The sequence below is a fragment of the Buchnera aphidicola (Cinara curtihirsuta) genome (genome assembly GCF_900698895.1).
Lineage (GTDB): Bacteria > Pseudomonadota > Gammaproteobacteria > Enterobacterales > Enterobacteriaceae > Buchnera_F > Buchnera_F aphidicola_AX.
Map to the genome: position 1 here is coordinate 160,593 of NZ_LR217700.1, position 22,460 is coordinate 183,052.

At 20.6% G+C, this 22,460-nt stretch carries 17 protein-coding genes; 8 read left to right on the forward strand and 9 right to left on the reverse strand.

Annotated elements, in window-relative coordinates:
* Positions 1-36: 36 nt before the first annotated feature.
* Positions 37-1,455 (forward strand): dihydrolipoyl dehydrogenase, encoded by a 1,419-nt coding sequence (gene lpdA / locus BUCICURT3053_RS00695; protein WP_154061112.1) that lies wholly within the window; start codon positions 37-39, stop codon positions 1,453-1,455.
* 264 nt (positions 1,456-1,719) lie between these two features.
* Here lpdA and erpA read toward each other — a convergent pair whose 3' ends face one another.
* The 9 genes from erpA to map form a co-directional block, all read right to left on the reverse strand.
* The gene (gene erpA / locus BUCICURT3053_RS00700; RefSeq protein WP_154061113.1) at positions 1,720-2,055 is read right to left on the reverse strand and encodes an iron-sulfur cluster insertion protein ErpA; all 336 of its coding nucleotides are present in this window, start codon (positions 2,053-2,055) and stop codon (positions 1,720-1,722) included.
* Between the two features lie 198 nt (positions 2,056-2,253).
* Positions 2,254-3,399 (reverse strand): cell division protein FtsZ, encoded by a 1,146-nt coding sequence (ftsZ, locus tag BUCICURT3053_RS00705; RefSeq protein WP_154061114.1) that lies wholly within the window; start codon positions 3,397-3,399, stop codon positions 2,254-2,256.
* Between the two features lie 57 nt (positions 3,400-3,456).
* Positions 3,457-4,707: a cell division protein FtsA gene (gene ftsA, locus BUCICURT3053_RS00710; RefSeq protein ID WP_154061115.1), complete on the reverse strand. Its 1,251-nt coding sequence runs from the start codon at positions 4,705-4,707 to the stop codon at positions 3,457-3,459.
* Between the two features lie 659 nt (positions 4,708-5,366).
* Positions 5,367-6,833 (reverse strand): Mur ligase family protein, encoded by a 1,467-nt coding sequence (locus tag BUCICURT3053_RS00715; RefSeq protein WP_154061116.1) that lies wholly within the window; start codon positions 6,831-6,833, stop codon positions 5,367-5,369.
* Between the two features lie 214 nt (positions 6,834-7,047).
* Positions 7,048-7,974: a 16S rRNA (cytosine(1402)-N(4))-methyltransferase RsmH gene (gene rsmH, locus BUCICURT3053_RS00720; RefSeq protein ID WP_154061117.1), complete on the reverse strand. Its 927-nt coding sequence runs from the start codon at positions 7,972-7,974 to the stop codon at positions 7,048-7,050.
* A 160-nt stretch (positions 7,975-8,134) separates the two neighbouring features.
* The gene (gene ilvN, locus BUCICURT3053_RS00725) at positions 8,135-8,617 is read right to left on the reverse strand and encodes an acetolactate synthase small subunit (protein WP_154061118.1); all 483 of its coding nucleotides are present in this window, start codon (positions 8,615-8,617) and stop codon (positions 8,135-8,137) included.
* Positions 8,618-8,625: 8 nt separating this feature from the next.
* Positions 8,626-10,353 (reverse strand): biosynthetic-type acetolactate synthase large subunit, encoded by a 1,728-nt coding sequence (ilvB, locus tag BUCICURT3053_RS00730; RefSeq protein WP_154061119.1) that lies wholly within the window; start codon positions 10,351-10,353, stop codon positions 8,626-8,628.
* A gap of 194 nt (positions 10,354-10,547) precedes the next feature.
* Positions 10,548-11,369, reverse strand: a complete 822-nt coding sequence (gene dapD / locus BUCICURT3053_RS00735) for a 2,3,4,5-tetrahydropyridine-2,6-dicarboxylate N-succinyltransferase (RefSeq protein ID WP_154061120.1) — start codon at positions 11,367-11,369, stop codon at positions 10,548-10,550.
* Between the two features lie 35 nt (positions 11,370-11,404).
* On the reverse strand, positions 11,405-12,196 hold the full coding sequence (map, locus tag BUCICURT3053_RS00740) for a type I methionyl aminopeptidase (protein ID WP_154061121.1): 792 nt from the start codon (positions 12,194-12,196) through the stop codon (positions 11,405-11,407).
* A gap of 354 nt (positions 12,197-12,550) precedes the next feature.
* On the opposite strand from map, the gene rpsB reads away from it, so the two are divergent.
* The 7 genes from rpsB (at position 12,551) to dnaE (ending at position 22,428) form a co-directional block, all read left to right on the forward strand.
* Positions 12,551-13,276: a 30S ribosomal protein S2 gene (gene rpsB, locus BUCICURT3053_RS00745; protein WP_154061122.1), complete on the forward strand. Its 726-nt coding sequence runs from the start codon at positions 12,551-12,553 to the stop codon at positions 13,274-13,276.
* A 51-nt stretch (positions 13,277-13,327) separates the two neighbouring features.
* Positions 13,328-14,143 carry a translation elongation factor Ts gene (tsf, locus tag BUCICURT3053_RS00750; RefSeq protein WP_154061123.1) on the forward strand — a complete coding sequence of 272 codons (816 nt, stop codon included), beginning with the start codon at positions 13,328-13,330 and terminating at the stop codon, positions 14,141-14,143.
* Between the two features lie 104 nt (positions 14,144-14,247).
* Positions 14,248-14,970: a UMP kinase gene (gene pyrH, locus BUCICURT3053_RS00755; protein WP_154061124.1), complete on the forward strand. Its 723-nt coding sequence runs from the start codon at positions 14,248-14,250 to the stop codon at positions 14,968-14,970.
* 40 nt (positions 14,971-15,010) lie between these two features.
* Positions 15,011-15,568: a ribosome recycling factor gene (gene frr, locus BUCICURT3053_RS00760; RefSeq protein WP_154061125.1), complete on the forward strand. Its 558-nt coding sequence runs from the start codon at positions 15,011-15,013 to the stop codon at positions 15,566-15,568.
* Between the two features lie 105 nt (positions 15,569-15,673).
* The gene (bamA, locus tag BUCICURT3053_RS00765) at positions 15,674-18,103 is read left to right on the forward strand and encodes an outer membrane protein assembly factor BamA (protein WP_154061126.1); all 2,430 of its coding nucleotides are present in this window, start codon (positions 15,674-15,676) and stop codon (positions 18,101-18,103) included.
* Between the two features lie 55 nt (positions 18,104-18,158).
* Positions 18,159-18,617 carry a 3-hydroxyacyl-ACP dehydratase FabZ gene (gene fabZ / locus BUCICURT3053_RS00770; RefSeq protein WP_154061127.1) on the forward strand — a complete coding sequence of 153 codons (459 nt, stop codon included), beginning with the start codon at positions 18,159-18,161 and terminating at the stop codon, positions 18,615-18,617.
* A gap of 337 nt (positions 18,618-18,954) precedes the next feature.
* Positions 18,955-22,428 carry a DNA polymerase III subunit alpha gene (gene dnaE / locus BUCICURT3053_RS00775; RefSeq protein ID WP_154061347.1) on the forward strand — a complete coding sequence of 1,158 codons (3,474 nt, stop codon included), beginning with the start codon at positions 18,955-18,957 and terminating at the stop codon, positions 22,426-22,428.
* The last annotated feature ends 32 nt before the right edge of the window (positions 22,429-22,460 follow it).

The following is a 22,460-nucleotide window of genomic DNA, read 5'->3' on the forward strand; positions in this document are numbered from 1 at the left end:
AAAAAATTTATTTTTTATTAACAGAAGAGTATTTTTATGAAAAAAAAAATTTGTGTTAATGTAGCAGTAATTGGTGGTGGACCTGCTGGATATTCTGCTTCTTTTCGATGTTCTGATTTAGGGTTATCTACTATAATTATAGAAAAATATGGAATTTTAGGTGGAACCTGTTTAAATGTAGGTTGTATTCCATCAAAATCATTATTGCATTTAACTAATTTAATAAAAGAAATAAAAGAATTTTCTAAATATGGTATTAACATAGGTAATGATAATCCATTAGATATATCTCAAATTATGAAATGGAAGAATAATATTATTTTTAAATTAAATTCGGGCTTAGAAAGCATGGCTAAATATAGAAAAGTAGATATATTGCCTGGAATTGCAAATTTTTTAAGTAAAAATGAATTAGAAGTTGTATATAATAATTCTATTTATAATATTCAATTTGATTATGCAGTTATTGCTTCAGGATCTAGTCCAATAAAATTGAAAAATATAGATTATAAAGATGAACGTATTTGGAATTCTACTCAAGCTTTAAATTTTAAAACAATTCCTAAAAATTTATTAATTATTGGGTCGGGAATTATTGGTTTAGAAATGGCTTCTATTTTTAGTTCTTTTGGATCTAAGGTAGATTTAATTGATAATTCTGAAAGATTTTTTCCTATGATTGATCAAGATATGAGTGATATATTTCTTCAGTATACAAAAAAATATTTTAATATATATTTAAATACTTCGTTAATTAAGCTAAATTCTAATATAGATGGTATTACTATAAATACTAAAAAAAAAAATAATTTATTGATTAATAAAATATACGATAATGTATTAATCTCAATAGGTAGAAAAGCTAATACGAGTTGTTTAAATTTATCTTCTATTGGAGTTAAAACAAATAATTTAGGTTTTATTATAGTAGATAATCAGATGCGAACAAATATATCAAATATTTTTGCTATTGGTGATGTTTCAGGTCCTCCTATGCTTGCACATAAAGGAATACATGAAGCACATATAGTAGCTGAAGTCATTTCAGGTAAAAAATATTTTTTTGATCCTAAAGTTATCCCGTCTGTTGCTTATTGTGATCCTGAAATTTCCTGGACTGGAATTATGGAAGAAGAGGCAAATTTACAAAGAATTAATTGTCGATCAGCTATTGTGCCTTGGAAATTTTCTGGTAAAGCAATAAGTTCTAATTGTTCTGATAATGGTATTACAAAGTTAATTATTGACTCTGATAGTAATAGAATTATAGGAGGAATAATTATTGGTAGAAATGCTGGAGAATTATTATCTGAAATTAGTTTATCTATTGAAATGGGATGTGATATAGAAGACTTAGCTTTAACTATTCATTCTCATCCCACATTATCTGAATCTATTAATATAGCTGCTCAATTATTTAATGGTACAGCAACAGATATGATAAATAAAAAATAAATATTAATTTTATTAATTTAAAATATAAATAAATTTAATACTTAAATAATAAAAATAGATATATGTAATTTATTGAACTTTTATGTTATTTTTTTTGTGATATTTAATTTTTCTCTATTTTTATTAGAGAATAATTTCTTTTCTATTTTTAAAGAGCAGGTTATTTTCCTGCTCTACTTTAGTGGTTGGATTAAATAAAATATGTATTTTTTTAAGTATATAGTTTATTTTTTAGATAAATGTAATATTTGTTTTTATAAACTTTTATATGCTAAATGATAATCCGCATCCACAGGTTGTTTGAGCGTTTGGGTTAATAACTATGAATTTTGATCCTTCTAAATTTTCTATATAATCTATTTCTCCGCCATTTAAATATTGAAAACTAATTGGATCAATAATAATTTCTATACCAGATGTTACAATGTGTATATCATCATTTTTAATAAATTTTTCTAATTCAAATCCATATTGAAAACCACTACATCCACCTCCAGTTATATATATACGTAATTTTAGTTGTAAATTTTTTTTTATGACTAAAAGTTTTTTAATTCTGTTTATAGCTTTAACTGTTATATTTAATGGGTATATTGACATTTTTATATAAACTCTATTTTTACTAATTTATCAAAAAATTTTTAAATAAAAAATTTAATTAATATTATTAAAAATAATTTTTACTTTTTAAATATTATTAAGAATAATTTATTAATAAAATTATAGTTAATAATTTATATATAATTTTTTATATTATATTGTTTTGATATATTTTTTTATTAAAAATACTTTGTATATTTAATTTTTTTTTCTCAAAAATGCAGGAATATCTAAAAAATTTTTTTCATATTTTTTCATTGGTGTTACATCATGTAATGTATTTTTTTTTATGTTTTTTGTAACTCTATTTCTTTGTATTGATTGATTTCTATAGTCAACTAGCAATTCTTTAGAAGATTTATTTCTCATGAAAGATATTTCGGAACGTTTTTCCATTCCTATTCCGGTAGCTACTACTGTCACTCGTAAAGAATGATCCATTTGTGGATCTAATGATGTTCCAATAACAACAGTAGCATTATCAGAAGAAAACGCTCTAATAGTATTTCCTACAGTTTCAAATTCATCTAATCTTAAATCAAAACCTGCTGTAATATTTACCAATACTCCTCTAGCTCCTGAAAGATCAATATCTTCTAATAAAGGGCTTGATATAGCTATTTCAGATGCTTCTTCTGCTCTATTTTCACCCGAAGCAGATCCTGTTCCCATCATGGCATATCCCATTTCTGACATAACAGTTCTTACATCTGCAAAATCTACATTCATTAAACCCGGTCTAGTAATAAGTTCTGCTATTCCTTGTACTGCACCTTTTAGTACATCATTTGCAGCCCCGAAAGCATCTAATAATGATATCCCTCGTGTTAATACTTTTAATAATTTATCATTTGGAATTGTAATTAAAGAATCAACATATTTTGATAGTTCATTTAATCCTTGTTCAGCAAAATTCATTCTTTTTTTACCTTCAAAACTAAAAGGTTTAGTTACTACAGCTACAGTTAATATTCCTAATTCTTTAGCTACTTCAGCTACTACTGGAGCGGCTCCTGTTCCTGTTCCCCCCCCCATACCAGCTGCTATAAATACCATATCTGCTCCATCTAATGCAGATTTTAATGTTTCCTTGTCCTCTTCAGCAGAATTTTTTCCTACATCTGGATTTGCTCCAGCTCCTAGTCCTTTAGTTATATTATTTCCAATTTGTATTGTTTGTCCTACTGCTATTTTTCTTAATGCTTGTGCATCTGTATTTATAGCAAAGAATTCAACACCTTCTATTTTTTCACGAACCATATGTTCAACTGCATTACTTCCTCCTCCACCAACGCCAATAACTTTAATAACTGCATCATTACTTAATTCAGAAGGTTCAAACATAAAAAACTCCATAAAATAGAAATAATTATAATCATAATATTATTGATTAATATGTAATTATTTTGTTAACCAATCTTTCATTTGGTTAAGTAAATATTTTAAAAAACCATGTTTTTTTTTATTTGTTGAATAACATTGTTGATGTTTTTTTCCGTAATATAATAAACCAACAATTGTTGAATATTCAGGTTTAGAAAGATATTTTGGTATTTTATATATATTACAAGGTTTTTTGATTTTTATATTAACATTAAATATTTTTTTTGCACATTGTGATAAAGATTTAATTTTTGAAGAACCGCCAGTTAATACTATATTAGATAGTATTTGATTATTAATGTTTTTAATATTATTTTTTGAATATAATTTTAATATTTCATTTTTTACTAGATTAAATAATTCAATACATCTAGGTTCAATAACTTCAACTAGTGAATGATAATAGCAATTAATTATTTTTTCTCCTTTTTTATTAAAAATTTCTAAATTTTTACATGTGATTGAAATGTCTTCTATGGCATGGCCATATTTTTTTTTTATAAATTCTGCATCAGAATAGGATAAAGAAAAAGCATAAGCAATATCACGTGTAATAGTATTACCTGCGTAAGGAATAACAAAATTATGATATAATGATCCTTTTATATAAATACAAACATTCATATTTTCACCACCTATATCTATTAAACAAACATTAGTATTTTTTTCTTCTTCAGTTAAAACTGAAAAACTAGATGCTAGTCCTGTAAATATAGTTTTTTTTACATAAATTCCACATTTTTTAATAGCTTTTATAATATTTTTTTTGATACTTCTGTTGCATGTAATTAAATGTATATTTGCTTGTATTCGTATACCTGATAATCCAATTGGATTTTTTATTCCTGATTGTTTATCTATAGAAAATTCTTGTGGAATAATGTGTAAAATATTGTGATCATTGTTTATTTTAACAGATTTAGCTATTTCTATAACAGCATCTATATCTTTTTTTGTCACTTCTTTTTTTTTAATTGGTATAATTCCGATTTCGTTTTGACAATGAATTTCTTCATGTGATATAGTTAAATATGCAGAATAAATTTTATATTTAGCCATGGCTTCTGCTTCATGAATGGATTTATTAATACATTCTATTAATAATTCTAAATTATTAATTTTTCCTTTTTCTATTCCTAAAGCATTACATTCACCAAAACCAATTATATCTATTATACCATCTTGTAGAATTTCCCCTATTGAAACAATTATTTTTGTTGTTCCTATTTCTAATCCGACAATCATATTTTTTTTTGTTAAAAGGTTCATTTTATTTAATTACACTAGAGTTGTATAATAATACTTTTTTATTTTGATTTATTTATATAAATTTATATAAATTTATATAGTATTATATATTAATTTTTTTTTGAAATATTATAAAAAAATATAGACGTTATTTATTTTATTAGGTATATATTTTTATCTTTAAGTAGACATTATAATATTATTTATAGTTAAAATAAAATATATAATAGTATTGATTTATATAATTTTTTTATTTTTTAATTTTTAAATAAGAGATTAGAAAATTTAATATTATTAATAATATTTTATAATTGATTTTTAGAATATAAGAAAATATAAAAATTTATTTTTATTTAAATATATTAAATAGAGTGATTATTACTTTTTGATTGAGTGGTATATTTTATATATGATTTTATGTATTTTTTTATTTTTATATTTATATAATAATGTTTATTTTTTTAAAAGTATTTAAAAATTAAATTAATTATATTTGATAATAATATTTTTTATTAATTTTTTATAATTTAATAATATAAATTTTTTCAAATAAAAATATATTTTCATTAATTTATTAAATAGATTAATTTTTAATTTATTTAATTAATTGTTTGAATTTTTTATAAGTATATAATATAAAAATTATTATTTAATTTTTAAAAAATTCTTTATTTTTATATTTAAAAATTTTTTTTTAAAATAATGTTTATATATTTAATAATTTTTTTTACTTTTTTTTCTTTTTCTGATATTAAAATTATATCATATTTATTAGTTTGAGAAAAAATAAATTGTATAGCTTTTTCTATATTGTAAAAAATAAAAAATTTATTTTTTTTATAACTACCTCTTATTATATCTTTTATAATTAAATTTTTTTTTTTATACTGTGTATGGTTATTTATAAATATTACAAAATCAGAAAATTGTTCTACAATATTTCCTAGAATTTTTCTTTCACTAATATCTCTTATTTCTTCATATCCTAAAATACACCAAATTTTTTCATAATTATAATTTTTTAATGAATTTAATGTACGATATAATATTTGTGGTGAGTGAATATTATTTATAATAAATAATGGACTATTGTTTTTTTGAATTTTTTCCATTTTTCTATTTATAGGATTTAAGAATTGACTACTTTTTATTAAAATATTTAAAGAATAGTTTGCTGAAAGTAGATTTGCTAAAGATAAAAGTATATTATTAACATTAAAATCACTTAATAGTGAACTTTTTAAATTTCCTGATCCCCATGTTGAATTAAATAAAATTTTTGTATATGATGTATTATATATAATTTTTGTTGCATTAATCCAATATTTTGTATTGAAGATATTATCCGTTTTTAGTGTAGTAATAGAAATGATTTTTTTATTTTTAAGATTTTTTATCCAAAAATGCGTTATATTTTCATCTCCATTTAAAATAATTGTTTTTATTTTTTTTCTATTTAAAAAAGAAAATTTTATTTTTTCTTTTTGAAACATATTTTTTTGACCATCTAAATTATTATAATTTAAAGTTGTACATATTACTGATTCAAATTGTAAATCAGATATTTGCTTTTTAATTAAAAGATTAGAAGATAACTCTATAATAGAAGTATTTATTTTTTTTTTTACTAAATAATATAATTTTTTTTGAATTGAATTATTTAAATCTATATTATATATATTATACTTTGATTTATATATTTTTTTTTCTAAATTCTTAATTACACCAATTTTTTTATTAATTAACTGTTCCCACTGTGCAATTAAATTAGTTACAGTAGTTTTCCCGTATGTTCCAATAACCCCGATGAGTTTTAATTTTTTTTGTGGATAATTAAAAAATCTTTCATATATTTTATGAATATATTGATTTAATTTTTTAAAGTAAATAATTAGTGTATGGAATTGTGTTGATATACATAATCCGTGTTTATTTTTTTTAGTTTCATATAAAATTACATTTGCTTTTTGTTTAATTGCTTTTATGATATATTTTTTTTTTGATTTTTTTTTTTCTTGTAATATTATAAATAAATCACCGATTTTTATTTTTGAGATATAAAATCTAATATTACAAATTTTTTTATGTGGAACATTATTAACCCAAGGATTTAATAATTCTTGAATGTTATCTATTTTTTTTATCATAGTAAAATATTCTTTAATAGTTTTATATAGTATTATATATAATTTTTATTATAAAATTTTTATGTATTTAATAATAAATTTTATATTTAGTAAAATATATTATTAATTTTTTATTAAATTGTTAATTTATATATAAATTTATACTTTTTTTTTATTTATAAAATTTTTAAAAAAATAATTTTTATTTTTTTAAAAAATTTTAATCTGTTTTATATTATAAAATTTCTGCAATCCTTAGAATTGCACTACGTGATCTAGGATTTTTTTTTATTTCTATTTTACTAGGTTTGATTTTTTTTATGATTTTTATTTTCTTTTTATTATTATATTTTTTGATTTGTTTCTCGGTTATTGGTAATCCTTTTGGAATATTTTTTATGTTGCTATTTTTTTTGAAAAAATCTTTAATAATTCTACCTTCTATTGAGTGAAAACTAATAATAACTAATCTAGATTTTTTTTTTAGTATTTTTAATGACATATCTAATATTTTTTTTAATTCATCTATTTCTTGATTGATATAAATACGTATAGCTTGAAAAGTACGAGTGGCAGGATGTTTAAATTTATTTTTTCTTGGTATAGATTTTTTAATAATTTCTACCAAATCTAGGGTTCTCATAATAACTTTTTTTTTGTTTCTTTCTACAATAGAAAAAGAAATTTTCTTTGCATATTTTTCTTCTCCAAAATTTTGTAAAACATATTCAATTTCTTTTTGATTTGCTTTTTTCAACCATTTCCATGCAGGTATACCAATTTTATCGTTCATTCGCATATCTAATGGTCCATCTTTCATAAATGAAAAACCTCTTTTAGCTGTATTTATTTGTACAGAAGAAACTCCTAAATCTAACAAAATACCATTAATACATTTTTTATGATTATTTTTATTTAAATATTTTTTTATATCAGAAAAATTTCCATAATTGATAGAAAATCTTTTATCTACTATTTTTTTCCCCTTTTTTATTGCATAAGGATCTCTATCAATAGCATATAGTTTACCTAAATTACCTAAATTTTTTAATATTTCTAGAGAATGTCCACCACATCCAAATGTTCCATCAATATATGTTCCGTTTTTTTTTATTTTTAAAGAATTAATTGCTTCTTTTAGTAATACTGGTATATGAATCATAATTTATTTGATTTCTAAACCCGTGATTATACATTCTCTATAGCATTATTTTTTAAAAAATAAAAATATTTTTTTAAATATTAAATAGAAAATGTATAAATAGTTATAGTAAATTTTCTTATAATAAAATATTTTAATTAATTAAATATATTTGTGTTTATTATTTATTACAATTTATATTAATTACCCCAGATCGAGAAGATTCTATAATAATAAATGATTTTTTTGAGATATTTATAAATGAATCAATAATATGATTAGTTCCTGTAATTTGAATGATATATTTTTCTGAAAAACAATCAATAATATTACCTTGATAAATTTCTATTAATTGATTCATTTTATGAAGATTGTCAAAATCTTTTATTTGGATTTTTATTAATAAAATTTCTCTTTCTATATAATTTTTATTGGTTATTTCTATAACATTATAGACATCAATTAATTTTTGTAATTGTTTTTCAATTTGTTCAATAGTTTTTTTATTTCCCAATGTTTGAATAGTTAATTTTGATATTTTTTTATCTTCAGTAGGTGCTACAGTTAAACTATCGATATTGTAACCTCTTTGTGAAAATAGTCCTATTACTCTAGATAATGCTCCTGATTCATTTTCTAATAAAATTGATAAAATTCGACGCATAATTAAATTTATCCTATTTTTTCTAATATCATTTCATTCATCCCGCCATTTTTTATTTGCATAGGGTAAATATGTTCATTTGGATCAATGTGTACATCTACAAATACTAAAGAACCCGATTGAACTTTTTTTATAGCAATTTTTAATTTTTTTTTTATTTCATTTGGTTTTTTAATTGTTAAACCTGTATGTCCATATGATTTAGTTAATGCTATAAAATTAGGTAATGATTTCATGTATGAATGAGAATGTCTTCCAGAATAGATAATATCTTGCCATTGTTTAACCATTCCTAAAGATTTATTATTTAAATTTATTATCAATATTGCAAGATTATATTGTTTTGCAGTAGATAATTCCTGTATATTCATTTGTATGCTACCATCTCCAGTTATACAGATTACTAATTCTTTAGGATAAGCAATTTTAACTCCTAAAGCAGCTGGTAGTCCAAATCCCATAGTTCCTAACCCTCCTGAATTAATCCAATGACGAGGTTTATTAAACATATAATGTAATGCAGTAAACATTTGATGTTGTCCTACATCTGATGTTATATAAGCATTTCCTTTTGTTAATTTATATAATATTTTAATTAAAATTTGAGGTTTGATCATTTTTTCTTTTTCATTATAATGATTTTTTTTTATTTTTCTCCATTTATCAATTTTTTTCCACCATTTATGTAAGTATGATTTAGATCGATTTAATATTTTATTTTTGTTAATTATTTTTAACATTTTTTTTAGTATCTTTTTTGCATCTCCAATAATTGGAATATCTGCTATAATTGTTTTTGAAATAGAAGTAGGGTCAATATCAATATGTATTATTTTAGCATAAGGACAGTATTTTTTTACATTATTAGTTGTTCTATCATCAAATCTTACCCCAATTGCTAATATTGTGTCAGAATAATGCATTGCCATGTTAGCTTCATAGGTTCCATGCATTCCTAGCATAGATAAATTTTGTGAATGGTTACCAGGGAAGGATCCTAATGACATAAGGGACATAGTAACGGGTATATTAAGAATAGTTGCTAGAGTAAATAATTCAGTATGACTATTTGAATTAATAACTCCTCCTCCAGCATAAATTATTGGTTTTTTAGATTTTATTAAAATATTTAATGCATTTTCAATATATTTAAAATTATTTTTTTTTTCAGGTGTATAAGATTTAATATAAATATTATTAGGCCAAATATATTTTTTTTTTGTTTCTTGGTTTAAAATATTTTTTGGTAAATCAATTACTATAGGTCCAGGTCTTCCACTTGATGCTAATAAATATGATTTTTTAAAAATTAAAGGAATATCTTCAGTTTTTTTAACTAAAAAACTATGTTTAACAATTGGTCTAGAAATACCTATCATATCGCATTCTTGAAATGCATCAAATCCAATTAATTCAGAAGATACTTGTCCTGAAATGATAATTAATGGTATTGAATCCATATAAGCTGTTGCAATTCCCGTAATTGCATTTGTTGCTCCCGGACCAGAAGTTACTAATACTACTCCAATTTTTCCAGTACATCTTGCATATCCATCCGCCATATGGGTAGCGCCTTGCTCATGTCTTACTAATATATGTTTTATTTTTTTTTTACCTACAGTAAATATAGCATCATATATGTCTAATACTGCCCCTCCAGGATAACCGAATATTATATTAATTTTTAAATCTATTAATGATTGTATAACCATTTCAGCGCCTGATAATAATTTCATTTTTTAATAATCCTTATATAAAATTAGTTTTTATTTAAAAAATAAAATTTATAATGGTATTGAATAAGATACTAAATTAAAAATTAATTTTTAAATATAAAAATTATACTACAATTATATTTTTTAAAATAACATCCACTTAATTTAGTGGATATTATTTATTGATAATTTTCTTATATAATATATAATTTATATTATATATTACGTAGTAAGGTATTTATTTCTGTTTTTTCTAATGTTTTTTTATCAACTTTTTTAACAATTATAGCGCAATATAAATGTATATTGTTTTTATTAGATGGAAGTGTTCCCGGAACAACAACTGACCCGGAAGGAACTCGTCCATAAAATATTTCTCCTGTTTCTCGATCATAAATTTTAGTACTCTGACCAATATAAACTCCCATAGAAATTACTGAATTTTTTTCTATAATTACTCCTTCAACAATTTCGGAGCGAGCTCCAATAAAACAGTTATTTTCTATAATTGTTGGATTGTTTTGTAGGGGCTCTAAAACACCTCCTATTCCAACACCTCCTGATAAGTGTACATTAGAACCAATTTGTGCGCATGATCCAACTGTTGCCCAGGTATCAATCATAGTATTTTTTCCGATGTATGCTCCTATGTTGATAAAACTAGGCATTACTATTACATTTTTGTCAATAAATGATCCAAATCTAATTACTGCATTTGGAACTATTCGTACAGAATCTTTAATGAATTTTAATTTATTATAGTTTTTGTACTTTAATGGTATTTTATCATAAAAAACATTATTTGATGTTTCTATAATTTTATTATTATTAGAATATAAATATAATAGTACACATTTTTTTATCCATTGATGTGTAATCCATTTATTATTAATTTTTTCTGCAATTCTAATTTTACCAGAGTTTAAGAGTGAAATTGTACTTCTAATATCTTTTTTTTCCTTTTTTTTAATTATATATTTTTTTTCTTTTATTTTTTTTTGGAAAATTTTTTCTATTTTATTTTTTATTTTTATCATATTATTTAATAACCTATTATTTTTTATATATATTTTTATATGTTAATAAAAATTTTTGGTATTTTTTCTTTTTTTTGATGTGTTATTATTTCACATCCATTTTTAGTTACTAAAATAGTATGTTCATATTGTGCAGAAAAACCTCCGTCCTGTGTTTTTATTGTCCAACCATCATTCATACATTTTACATATGATGATTTTGTATTTACCATAGGTTCTATAGTAAAAGTCATTCCTTTCTTCATTTTTATATTATTTTTTTTATTATAAAAATGTAAAATATGTGGAAATTCATGAAATTTTTTTCCTATTCCGTGTCCGCAATATTCTTTTACAACTGAAAATTTATTTTTTTCTATATATTTTTGAATAATTTTTCCAATATTATTTATTTTGTTGTTTGGTTTTATACATTTTAATGATAAATATAGACTTTTTCTTGTTTTTTTACATAATATTTTATTTTTTTTATCTACTTTCCCTACAAAAAACATTTTTGATGCATCAGTATAGTAATCATTTTTAATAACTGATACATCTATATTAACTATATCGCCGTTTTTTAAGAATAATTTTCTATTAGGAATTCCATGACAAACTACATCATTTATTGATATACATATAGATTTAGGAAAATTATTATATCCTAAACATGCAGGTATAGCTTTTTTTTTAAGAGTTATGTAATTATGACAAATTTGATTTATATCTTCTGTTGAAATATCAGGTATTATATATGGTTTAATCATTTCTAAAACATTAGCTGTTATTTTTCCTGATATTCTCATTTGTTTAATATCAAATTCATTTTTTATTTTTTTTTTCATAAGTATATATTTTTTTTGTTTTATTTATAAATTATTTTATAGTATAAATTTTATATATTTTATATTGAATAATATTTCAATAAAAAATTTTATTTTTAAAAATGTAAAAAAACGATTTAATGAATATTAATATATTATGATATAATATATAGATATTAAAAATAATATATAATTAAATAATTTTTTATTTTTTTAGTAAAAAATATTTTTTTATAAAATAAATTTTTTATTTATATTAATTGTTTTATATATAAAAAATATTTTTTTATTATTAATAAAATTTTATTTTATTATGAATGATATTTTTATATTAACATATTTTTTTTTTATTTAAAAAATTATAGGAGTGTAATTATGAATATTAATTTAATGAAAAATATGATTAAAGCTGGCGTTCATTTTGGACATCAAACACGATATTGGAATCCAAAAATGAAACCTTTCATTTTTGGTGTAAAAAATAAAGTACATATTATTAATTTAGAAAAAACATTACCATTATTTAAATTAGCAATTGTAGCTTTAGAGAAAATTATTCATAATAATGGAAAAATTTTATTTGTAGGTACCAAACCTGCAGCTAGTTTAGCTATAAAATCAATTGCATTATCATGTCATCAATTTTATGTAAATCATCGTTGGTTAGGTGGAATGTTAACCAACTGGAAAACAGTTAGACAGTCTATTAGTAAATTAAAGGATTTAGAAAGACAATCAACTGACGGTACTTTTGATAAGTTAACAAAAAAAGAGGTTTTATTACGTATTAGATTATTAAATAAATTAGAAAATAGTTTAGGTGGAATTAAAAATATGGGTGGTTTACCAGATGCAATTTTTGTCATTGACACTACTTATGAACATATAGCAATTCAAGAAGCTAATCATTTAGGAATACCTATATTTGCTATTGTTGATACCAATTCTAGTCCTGAAGGTGTAAATTATATTATACCTGGAAATGATGATGCTATTCGATCGATTAATTTATATTTAAGTATATTGTCTGATGCTTTATCAAAATGTTATCGTGAAAAAAAAGAATCTAATATTTTAAAAAAAAGATTACAAGAACAATAATTAAATTATTTTATATACAATTATAATAATATTAACTGTTGGTAATATACAATGAAAATTTCAATACAACAAATAAAAGAATTAAGGATTAAAACAGGATCAGGATTTATGGAGTGTAAAACTGCTTTACAGAAATCTAATGGAGATATTAAAAGGGCAGTTGATTATTTGAGAACGTTAGGATTATATATAGCGAGTAGAAAAATATTACGTAAAACAAAATTTGGGCGTATATTTTTATATAAAGATAAAAATTATGGTGTTCTTTTAGAATTAAATTCAGAAACAGATTTTGTATCAAATAATGATGAATTTAAAAATTTTGGACAAGAAATTGTTAATTATGCAGGTATAAATAAAATTTTTAGTTTAAAATCTTTAAATGATATTTTTAATTTAAAAAAAATTTCTTTTATTTCTAAAGTTCGTGAAAATATAGTTATACGTAGAATACAGTATCTTACAGGAGGTGATTATATTGATTCATATATTCATCTAGGGAAAATTGGAGTTATCATATCTGGAAAAGTTTTATTAGAATCAATGAATAGGTATAAAGAATATTTTAAAAATATTTCTATGCATATCGCTGCTTCTTGTCCTTTGTATTTATCAGATCAAAATATTCCTAAAGAAATTTTAAAAAGGGAAAAAAATATTCAAAAAAAGATTGCTAAAAAAACTGGAAAAAATTCTCATGTATTAAAGTCTATTGTAAATGGTCGTATGAATAAATTTAAGGATAAAATTACATTACTACGTCAAAATTTTATTTTAGATCCTAAAATAAAAATAAGTGATTTTTTAAGTAAAAATTCTATTTTTATTAATTCTTTTGTACGTTTTCAAGTAGGAGAACATTTATAAAATTATTATTATATTTAATAATATAAATATTTTACTTAAATTTTTATGAAATGTTTTTATATAACTTAATGGTAAAAATATAATATAGGTATTTATAATTTATTATGAAAAAAAAAATTAAATATAATCGGGTTTTATTGAAAATTAGCGGAGAATTTTTAAAAGGAAATGAAGAATGTAGTATAAATATTATATTTATTGAAAAATTAATTATACAAATAAAAAAATTATTAAGCTTAGGTGTTCAAATTGGATTAGTAATTGGTGGGGGAAATTTATTTAGAGGGTCTGATTTAGAAAAAATTGGAATGAGAAGAACAATATCAGATCAAATTGGAATGTTATCAACTGTAATTAATGGTTTATCTATATATGAATTAATGTATAAGAATAATATTAATACTAGAATTTTTTCATCTTCTAATTTAGAAGGAGTTTGTGAACGTTATAGATTAGATGAAGTTAATAAAGCTTTAGACGATGGTTATGTTGTGATTTTTTGTTTTGGTCTTGGTGTTCCTTTTTTTACTACTGATTCTGCTGCTTGTATATATGGAATTGAAATAAAAGCAGATATTTTTTTAAAAGGTACAAAAGTAAATGGAGTTTATTCATCTGATCCATTTATCAATCCACTTGCTACATTGTATAAAAAATTGAAATATAAAGAAGTTTTGCAAAAAAAAATAAAAATCATGGATGATACATCATTAATTTTAGCACAGGAACATAAATTGCCAATTATAGTTTTCAATATGTATAATCCTATAATTTTATATGATTTAATAATAGGTAAAGAAGGAATTGGAACTTTAATTTCAGTATGAAATATTAATAATTTTTTTATATTAGTAAGAGAATAATACTATGATAAATACAATACAAGAAAAAGTTTATATTAGAATGAATAAATGTTTTCTTTTATTTCAAAATGATTTAAATAAAATTCGTACAAACCATGTTACTACTTCATTATTAGATGATATTTTTATAGATTATTATGGTACATCTACACCTTTAAATCAGTTATCTAATATAATTATTGAAAATTATAATATATTAAAAATTACACTTTTTGATACTTCTATAAAGAATATTGTTGAAAAATCTATTATGAATTCTAAATTAGGATTAAATCCAATTTCTTCCGATTCTTGCATTAGAGTTCCTATCCCAAAACTAACAGAGTCAAGAAGAAAAGATTTAATTAAAATTATTAGAAATGATACAGAAAATGCTCGTATATTTATTAGAAATATAAGACGAGAAGCAAATGATCATATTAAATTTTTATTAAAGAAAAAAGAAATAACTCAAGATTTAGAGAAAAAAGCTAAAAAAAATATTCAAAAAAATACAAATTTATTTATTAAAAAAATAAATTCTATTTTATTAATGAAAGAAAAAGAATTATTAACTATTTGATTGAATTAAATATAATAAATTTTGATAACAAAATTGTTTATATTTAAAATTATAAGATTTATTAATTAATGTACTTAAATATTTTATATAGGAATATAGTAAAAAATGTTATTTAAAAAAATTTTTTTTATATATTTTTTATTTTTTTCTTTATCTGTTTCTGCAACTAAAATAAATAGTATTAGATATATTACAATACACGGGGTTCAAAATATATCTCCTGATAATATTATAAAAATTTTTTCATCTAATTCATTTAATGATAATAAATTAACTGATATATCTGATAAAATTAAATATTTATTTAATAAAAATATTTTTAATAAAATTAGTGCATCAAAGTTTAAAGATACATTAATTATTTTAGTAAAAGAATTTCCGTTTATTAATAAAATTAGTGTTTGTGGTAATAAAAATATTTCAGATCAGTATTTTATTGCATTACTTAAAAAATTTAATTTACAAGAAAAAAAATATTTTAATACTGTTAATTTTAAGAATTTTTTTTATTTTTTAAGAAAAAAATATGAAGAAAAAGGATATTTTAATATTCACTGTACGTTAATTAAAAAACAATTATCTAATAATAAATTACACTTAAAGATTATGATTCAGGAAGGACCTGTATCATCTGTATCAAATATTTTTATTAAAGGTAATAGTTTTTTTTTAAAAAAAAATTTATTAAAACACGCATCTACATATAACAATAGTCTTTTATGGAATTTTTTTTTATATCATACATACGATAGTTTTAAATTTAAAAAATCATTACATGATTTGTATAATTTTTATATAAATAATGGATACTATGATTTTAAAATTAATAAAATAAAAAAATATTTATCTAAAAATAGAAAAAATATTTATATAAAAATTAATCTTTATGAAGGAAAACAATATAAGATTAAAAAAATTTTTATGAATGAATTTAGTGAATTATATAATTATAAAAAAATATATAAGATTGTTCACGGTTTATTAAATACTTATTATAATAAACATGCTGTTAATCATATAAAAAATAAAGTTAAGAATAATTTTTTAAAATTAGGATTATTTAATTGTGATGTTTTTTTTCATTTTGATATTGATAAAAAAGATAAACAAGTATTTTTGTATTTTTTAGCTAATTTTAAAGAGACATATTTTATTAATAAAATTTATTATACAGGCAATGCTAATATACAAAATAATTTTATAAATAGTTTTATTAGAAAAGGTAAAGATAATTTTTTTGATATTAATGCTATTAAAAATTACTGTAGAAATTTATTTAATACTGGTTTATTTAGTAATATAAAAGTACTTGTAAATAAACAAGAAAATAGTAAAAATTTATTAAATATTTATCTTTTTTTTACAGAAAATAATAATACTAGAGATATAAATATATCTACTAATGTTGAAAAAGAAAGGGGGCTATTATTACGATTGCTTTTTATTGAAAAAAATTTAGTTGGAACTGGAACTGAATTATATGTTAAAATTTTAAAAAATTTTTCTGATACAGATATAAATATTTGTTCAATAAAAAGATTAGGATTATTAAAAAATTTTTTTTTAAAATCAGATGCTTTTTTAAATTCTTTTAAGAAAAAATATTTTGATTCAAATAGTCATATTAATAAAATATATGGTTTTTATACATCTATATATACGCCATTTATTAAGAATAAAAAATTTTCTATTTCTTGTGGATATGAAAAAATACAAGTATTAAATAATATTTTACATGTTTCTTTATTAGAATATTTATTATCACTTCCAAAAGATTTTTTCTTAAAATATAAAATAAATAATTTTTTTATTAATGATTTTTTTATTAAATATATATTTGATTTTAATAATATAAAAGAAAAAGGTTTTATTAAAATGGGTTTACATGCAAAATTTTTAGGTAAATTGATATTACCTTTTTCTGATAACTTTTATCATAAAATTTTTTTTAGTTTAAATCAGTATCTTCCTTTAGAAAGTATATATAATATTATGTTACATAATTATTTAGAATTTGGTTCTGTTTTTTCAATAGGTAAACATGTTACACCGTTTTATGAAAATTATAAATTTTATAAAAAAAAATTAAAAAGTGGTTTTAATGATAATTCTATTGGTCCTACAGCAATATATTATAAACGTAATATTGATAAACATTTTCATAATCAAGAAAAAGTAAAATCAAATTTTTTTCCTTCTACTGAATTTATAGGAGGAGATACGATTTTGCATGCTAATACTGAATTATTATTTCCACCTTTTGAAATATCAAAGAAATTTTTAAAATCATTTCAAAGCGGAATATTTATAGATGCAGTTAATATTTGGAATACTCAATGGAAAAATAGAACTTTTTTATATTCTATTAAAAATTCTTTAAAATTTAGTGATCCTGGACAAGTTCATTTATCTCTCGGGACATTTTTTTGTCTTGATTCTTTTTTTGGCCCTATAACTTTTACATTTGCACTTCCTTTGCATCCATATGATATTTATAATCATTGTGTAAATAGATTTAGTGTTGATTTAAAATAAAGTTATATTTAGTAGAAAATTTTTTATAAATTTTTTTTATATAAGAGATATTATTATGAAAGATATGAAAGATTTAAAATATATTTTAAATATAAATGATATTTTAAAAATTTTACCACATCGTTTTCCCTTTTTATTAATTGATAAAATATTAGATTATAAAAAGAAAAAATATATACATACTTTAAAAAATATTACTGCTAATGATTTTTTTTTTTTCGGTCATTTTCCAGAAAAATTTATTTTTCCTGGTGTTTTAATTATAGAATCAATTGCTCAATCTAGTAGTGTTCTTCTTTTTTATTATAAAAATAATGTTAAAAAAAGTAAAAAAACATGTTGTTTAGCTGGAGTAAATAATACTACTTTTATTCATCCAGTATATCCGGGTGATCAAATGATTGTAGAAGTATTTTTTAAAAGAAAATTATTAGAGGTTTATTTTTTTTATGGTGTTGTTTTAGTTAATAATATTATAGTATGTAAATCTACTATTTCATTATCTTTTTTATAACAACTATTTTTTATAAAATTGAATATTTATATAATTTAGATATTTATCTAAAATTAAAACTATTAGGATAGTAAATATTTATTTGAATAATTATTTATTAATCTTTAATCTTGAATTAAAAATATATTTTAATTAAATAATTAATTTTAATGAAATTTTTAAATATATTAATTATTTTATGAAATATATATTTTTTTATATTTATATTTTTACTAAAATTATAATATACAACTATTTTATTTAAATATTTATTTTGTATTTAATTTTTATTATTATTTTTAGGTTAAATAAAGACGTGAAAAATTTTGTACATATTAGAGTGCACAGTGATTATTCTATGATAGATGGAATTATTAAACCAGAAAAGTTAATAGAATGTGCTAAAAAAATAAATATGCAATCATTAGGAATATCTGATTTAAATAATTTACATGGAGTTATTAAATTTTATTCTTCTGCTTTTAAAGTAGGTATTAAGCCTATTATTGGTATAGATATTATTGTTTTATCAAATATTATTACTGATTTTAAATTTAATTTAACTTTATTAGCTAAAAATAATTATGGTTATAAAAATATTATTGAATTATTATCTGAGTCATATCAATTAGGATATGATGATAATTCTGGATTAATAATAAATATAGATAATTTATTAAAATTTAGAAAGGGTTTATTAATTTTATCAGGAGGTATGAAAGGAGATGTTGGTCAATGCATATTAAATAATGATATAAATTCATTACATCACTGTATTTTATTTTATAAAAAATATTTTCCAAATAACTATTATTTAGAAATTTCTCGATTGGGTAAAATTAGAGAAGAAGAATATATTGAATATGTTAAATATATTTCTTATAGGTATTCTTTACCAGTTATTGCTACTAATGAAGTTGTTTTTTTAAAAAGAAATGATTTTAAAGTTCATAAAATAAAAGTAGCTATTTATAAGAAAAAAACTATTACTGATCCAAAATTTATATATGAATACACTAAAAATCAGTTTTTAAAAAGTCAAAATGAAATGATTAATATGTTTTATGATTTTCCTGAATCAATTATAAACACTGTTGAACTTTCAAAACGTTGTAATGTAATTATACCTTCTGGGTCTTATTTTTTACCGGTATTTCCTACAGGATCTATAGATCTTTATCAGTTTTTTGTAAAAAAGGCTAAACAAGGATTAAATTTGCGTTTAATAAGTATATTTCCAGATAAATCTCAAAGATTAATTAATAAAAAAATATATTTTTCTAGATTAAAACATGAATTATATATTATAAAAAAAATGGGATTTGTTAGTTATTTTCTTGTTGTTATGGAATTTATTCAATGGGCTAAAAATAATGATATACCAGTAGGTCCTGGTAGAGGTTCCGGTTCTGGTTCTTTAGTATCTTTTTCTTTGAATATTACAGAGGTAGATCCTTTACAATTTGATTTATTATTTGAGCGTTTTTTAAATCCTGATCGTGTTTCTTTGCCAGATTTTGATGTTGATTTTTGCATGGAAAAAAGAGATTTAGTAATCGATCATGTATCAGAAAAATATGGACGCAATTCTGTTTCTCAAATTATTACTTTTGGAACAATGGCAGCTAAAGCAGTTGTTAGAGATGTAGGTAGAGTTCTTGGTTATCCTTATGGTTTAATAAATAAAATTTCTAAATTAATTCCTTTAGATCCTAAAATGAATTTAAAAAAAGCATTTTCTATTCAAAAAGAATTAATGGATTTATATGATCATAATAATGATATTAAAATATTAATTGATATAGCTAAGAAATTAGAGGGAGTAATACGTAATATTGGAAAACATGCAGGAGGTGTTGTTATTTCTCCTACAAAAATTTCTGATTTTGTACCTATATTATGTGATTCTAAGGGAGAAAATCAAGTTACACAGTTTGATAAAAATGATCTTGAATTTATAGGTCTAGTTAAGTTTGATTTTTTAGGTTTAAAAACATTAACTATGATTCAAATGATCATTAACATTATTAATACGCGAAATAAATATAAAAAAAAAAAGTTTATTCTTAATCAAATTAATTTAAAAGATAAAAAAAGTTTTTTATTATTAAATAAATCTGAAACAACAGCTGTATTTCAATTAGAATCTATGGGTATGAGAAATTTAATTAAACGATTAAAACCATCTTCTTTTGAAGATATCGTTGCTCTTGTTGCTTTATATCGTCCAGGTCCTTTACAATCAGGTATGGTGGATAATTTTATAAATCGTAAACATGGAAAAGAAATAATTTCGTATCCAGATTATAGATGGCAGCATAAATTATTAAGACCTATATTAAAATCGACATATGGGATAATTTTATATCAAGAGCAAGTTATGCAAATTTCTCAAGCGTTATCTAGATTCACTCCCAGTGAAGCAGATATTTTAAGAAGAGCTATGGCAAAAAAAAATCCTATAGAAATGAATAATCAACGTAACTTATTTCAATTAGGCGCTTCAAAAAATTCTATTTGTTTAAATTTGTCAAAAAATATTTTTAATTTATTAGAAAAATTTTCTGCTTATGGTTTTAATAAATCACACTCAGTTACTTATGCATTATTAGCTTATCAAACATTATGGTTAAAGGCAAACTATTCTTCTGAATTTATGGCTTCTGCTATGACATTAGATATGATGAATACTAATAAAATAGTTAATTTAGTTCATGATGCTCGTAGAATGAAATTAATTATTATTCCTCCAAATGTAAATATTAGTAATTATCATTTTACTGTTAATAAAAAGAAAGAAATAGTATATGGTTTAGGAGCAATAAAAGGGTTAGGAAAATCATCTATTGATATTATTCTTAGTGAAAGAAAAAAAAATAATAATTTATTTACTGATTTTTTAGATTTTTGTATGCGTTTACATTTAAAAAAAATAACACGACATGTTTTTGAAATTTTAGTTATGTCGGGTGCGTGTGATTGTTTTAACGTATGTCGTGTTGAATTATTTAATAACATTGAATATACAATAAAAATTGTGAAGCAAAAAATTTTGTCTATTTATTCGAAACAAAATGATTTATTTAAATTAAATGATTTTATATTAAAAGAAGTATTAATACAAAATAATAACAAGAAAAAAACAGTAAACGAAATAAATTTTTATAATTTTATTTCAAAAATATTAAAATGGGAAAGAAAAATTTTAGGTTTTTATCTTACTTTTCACCCTGTTAAGAATTTTTTAAAAGAAATGTACTATTATACTAGCGGAATAAGATTATATGATTGTATATTACAAAATAAAAATAGTAATATTATACTTTCAGGTATGATTTTTTCTATTAAATTGTCATTTACTAAAAATAAAGATAAATTTTATATTATTACTTTAGAAGATTCATATAGTCGTTTAGATGTTTTTTTCTTTGATAATTATAACAATTTATTAGATAAAGAATATTATAAAAAAAATATGATTGTTGTAATTATAGGAAAATTATCATTTGATTCTTTTAGTAATAGATCAAGGGTATTAGTGAATAAAATATATAATATTGAAAAATTTCGAGCTAATAAAATACATATTATAAAGGTATATATTAAAAATAATTATATAAATAATAAAAATATATTTAATTATTTATATGATTATTTAACAAATAGAGTTAATAAAGGAACTGTTTTTTTAAAATTTATCCAACCTGAAAAACATAATATACAACATAAGTTGTTTAATATAAAATACATGATATATCCTGATAATGATTTTTTAAATTATTTAAAAATATTTAAAAAAAATATAATAATTAAATTAAATTTTTTTAAGTAAATATTTAATATAAAAAATCTTATTAAACATTT

What these genes read in the sequence shown, in the direction of transcription:
- lpdA (WP_154061112.1), top strand. Translation starts at nt 37, where the DNA reads ATGAAAAAAAAAATTTGTGTTAATGTAGCAGTAATTGGTGGTGGACCT.
- erpA (WP_154061113.1), bottom strand. Translation starts at nt 2,055, where the DNA reads ATGTCAATATACCCATTAAATATAACAGTTAAAGCTATAAACAGAATT.
- ftsZ (WP_154061114.1), bottom strand. Translation starts at nt 3,399, where the DNA reads ATGTTTGAACCTTCTGAATTAAGTAATGATGCAGTTATTAAAGTTATT.
- ftsA (WP_154061115.1), bottom strand. Translation starts at nt 4,707, where the DNA reads ATGAACCTTTTAACAAAAAAAAATATGATTGTCGGATTAGAAATAGGA.
- BUCICURT3053_RS00715 (WP_154061116.1), bottom strand. Translation starts at nt 6,833, where the DNA reads ATGATAAAAAAAATAGATAACATTCAAGAATTATTAAATCCTTGGGTT.
- rsmH (WP_154061117.1), bottom strand. Translation starts at nt 7,974, where the DNA reads ATGATTCATATACCAGTATTACTAAAAGAAGCAATTAATTCTTTAAAA.
- ilvN (WP_154061118.1), bottom strand. Translation starts at nt 8,617, where the DNA reads ATGCGTCGAATTTTATCAATTTTATTAGAAAATGAATCAGGAGCATTA.
- ilvB (WP_154061119.1), bottom strand. Translation starts at nt 10,353, where the DNA reads ATGAAATTATTATCAGGCGCTGAAATGGTTATACAATCATTAATAGAT.
- dapD (WP_154061120.1), bottom strand. Translation starts at nt 11,369, where the DNA reads ATGATAAAAATAAAAAATAAAATAGAAAAAATTTTCCAAAAAAAAATA.
- map (WP_154061121.1), bottom strand. Translation starts at nt 12,196, where the DNA reads ATGAAAAAAAAAATAAAAAATGAATTTGATATTAAACAAATGAGAATA.
- rpsB (WP_154061122.1), top strand. Translation starts at nt 12,551, where the DNA reads ATGAATATTAATTTAATGAAAAATATGATTAAAGCTGGCGTTCATTTT.
- tsf (WP_154061123.1), top strand. Translation starts at nt 13,328, where the DNA reads ATGAAAATTTCAATACAACAAATAAAAGAATTAAGGATTAAAACAGGA.
- pyrH (WP_154061124.1), top strand. Translation starts at nt 14,248, where the DNA reads ATGAAAAAAAAAATTAAATATAATCGGGTTTTATTGAAAATTAGCGGA.
- frr (WP_154061125.1), top strand. Translation starts at nt 15,011, where the DNA reads ATGATAAATACAATACAAGAAAAAGTTTATATTAGAATGAATAAATGT.
- bamA (WP_154061126.1), top strand. Translation starts at nt 15,674, where the DNA reads ATGTTATTTAAAAAAATTTTTTTTATATATTTTTTATTTTTTTCTTTA.
- fabZ (WP_154061127.1), top strand. Translation starts at nt 18,159, where the DNA reads ATGAAAGATATGAAAGATTTAAAATATATTTTAAATATAAATGATATT.
- dnaE (WP_154061347.1), top strand. Translation starts at nt 18,955, where the DNA reads ATGATAGATGGAATTATTAAACCAGAAAAGTTAATAGAATGTGCTAAA.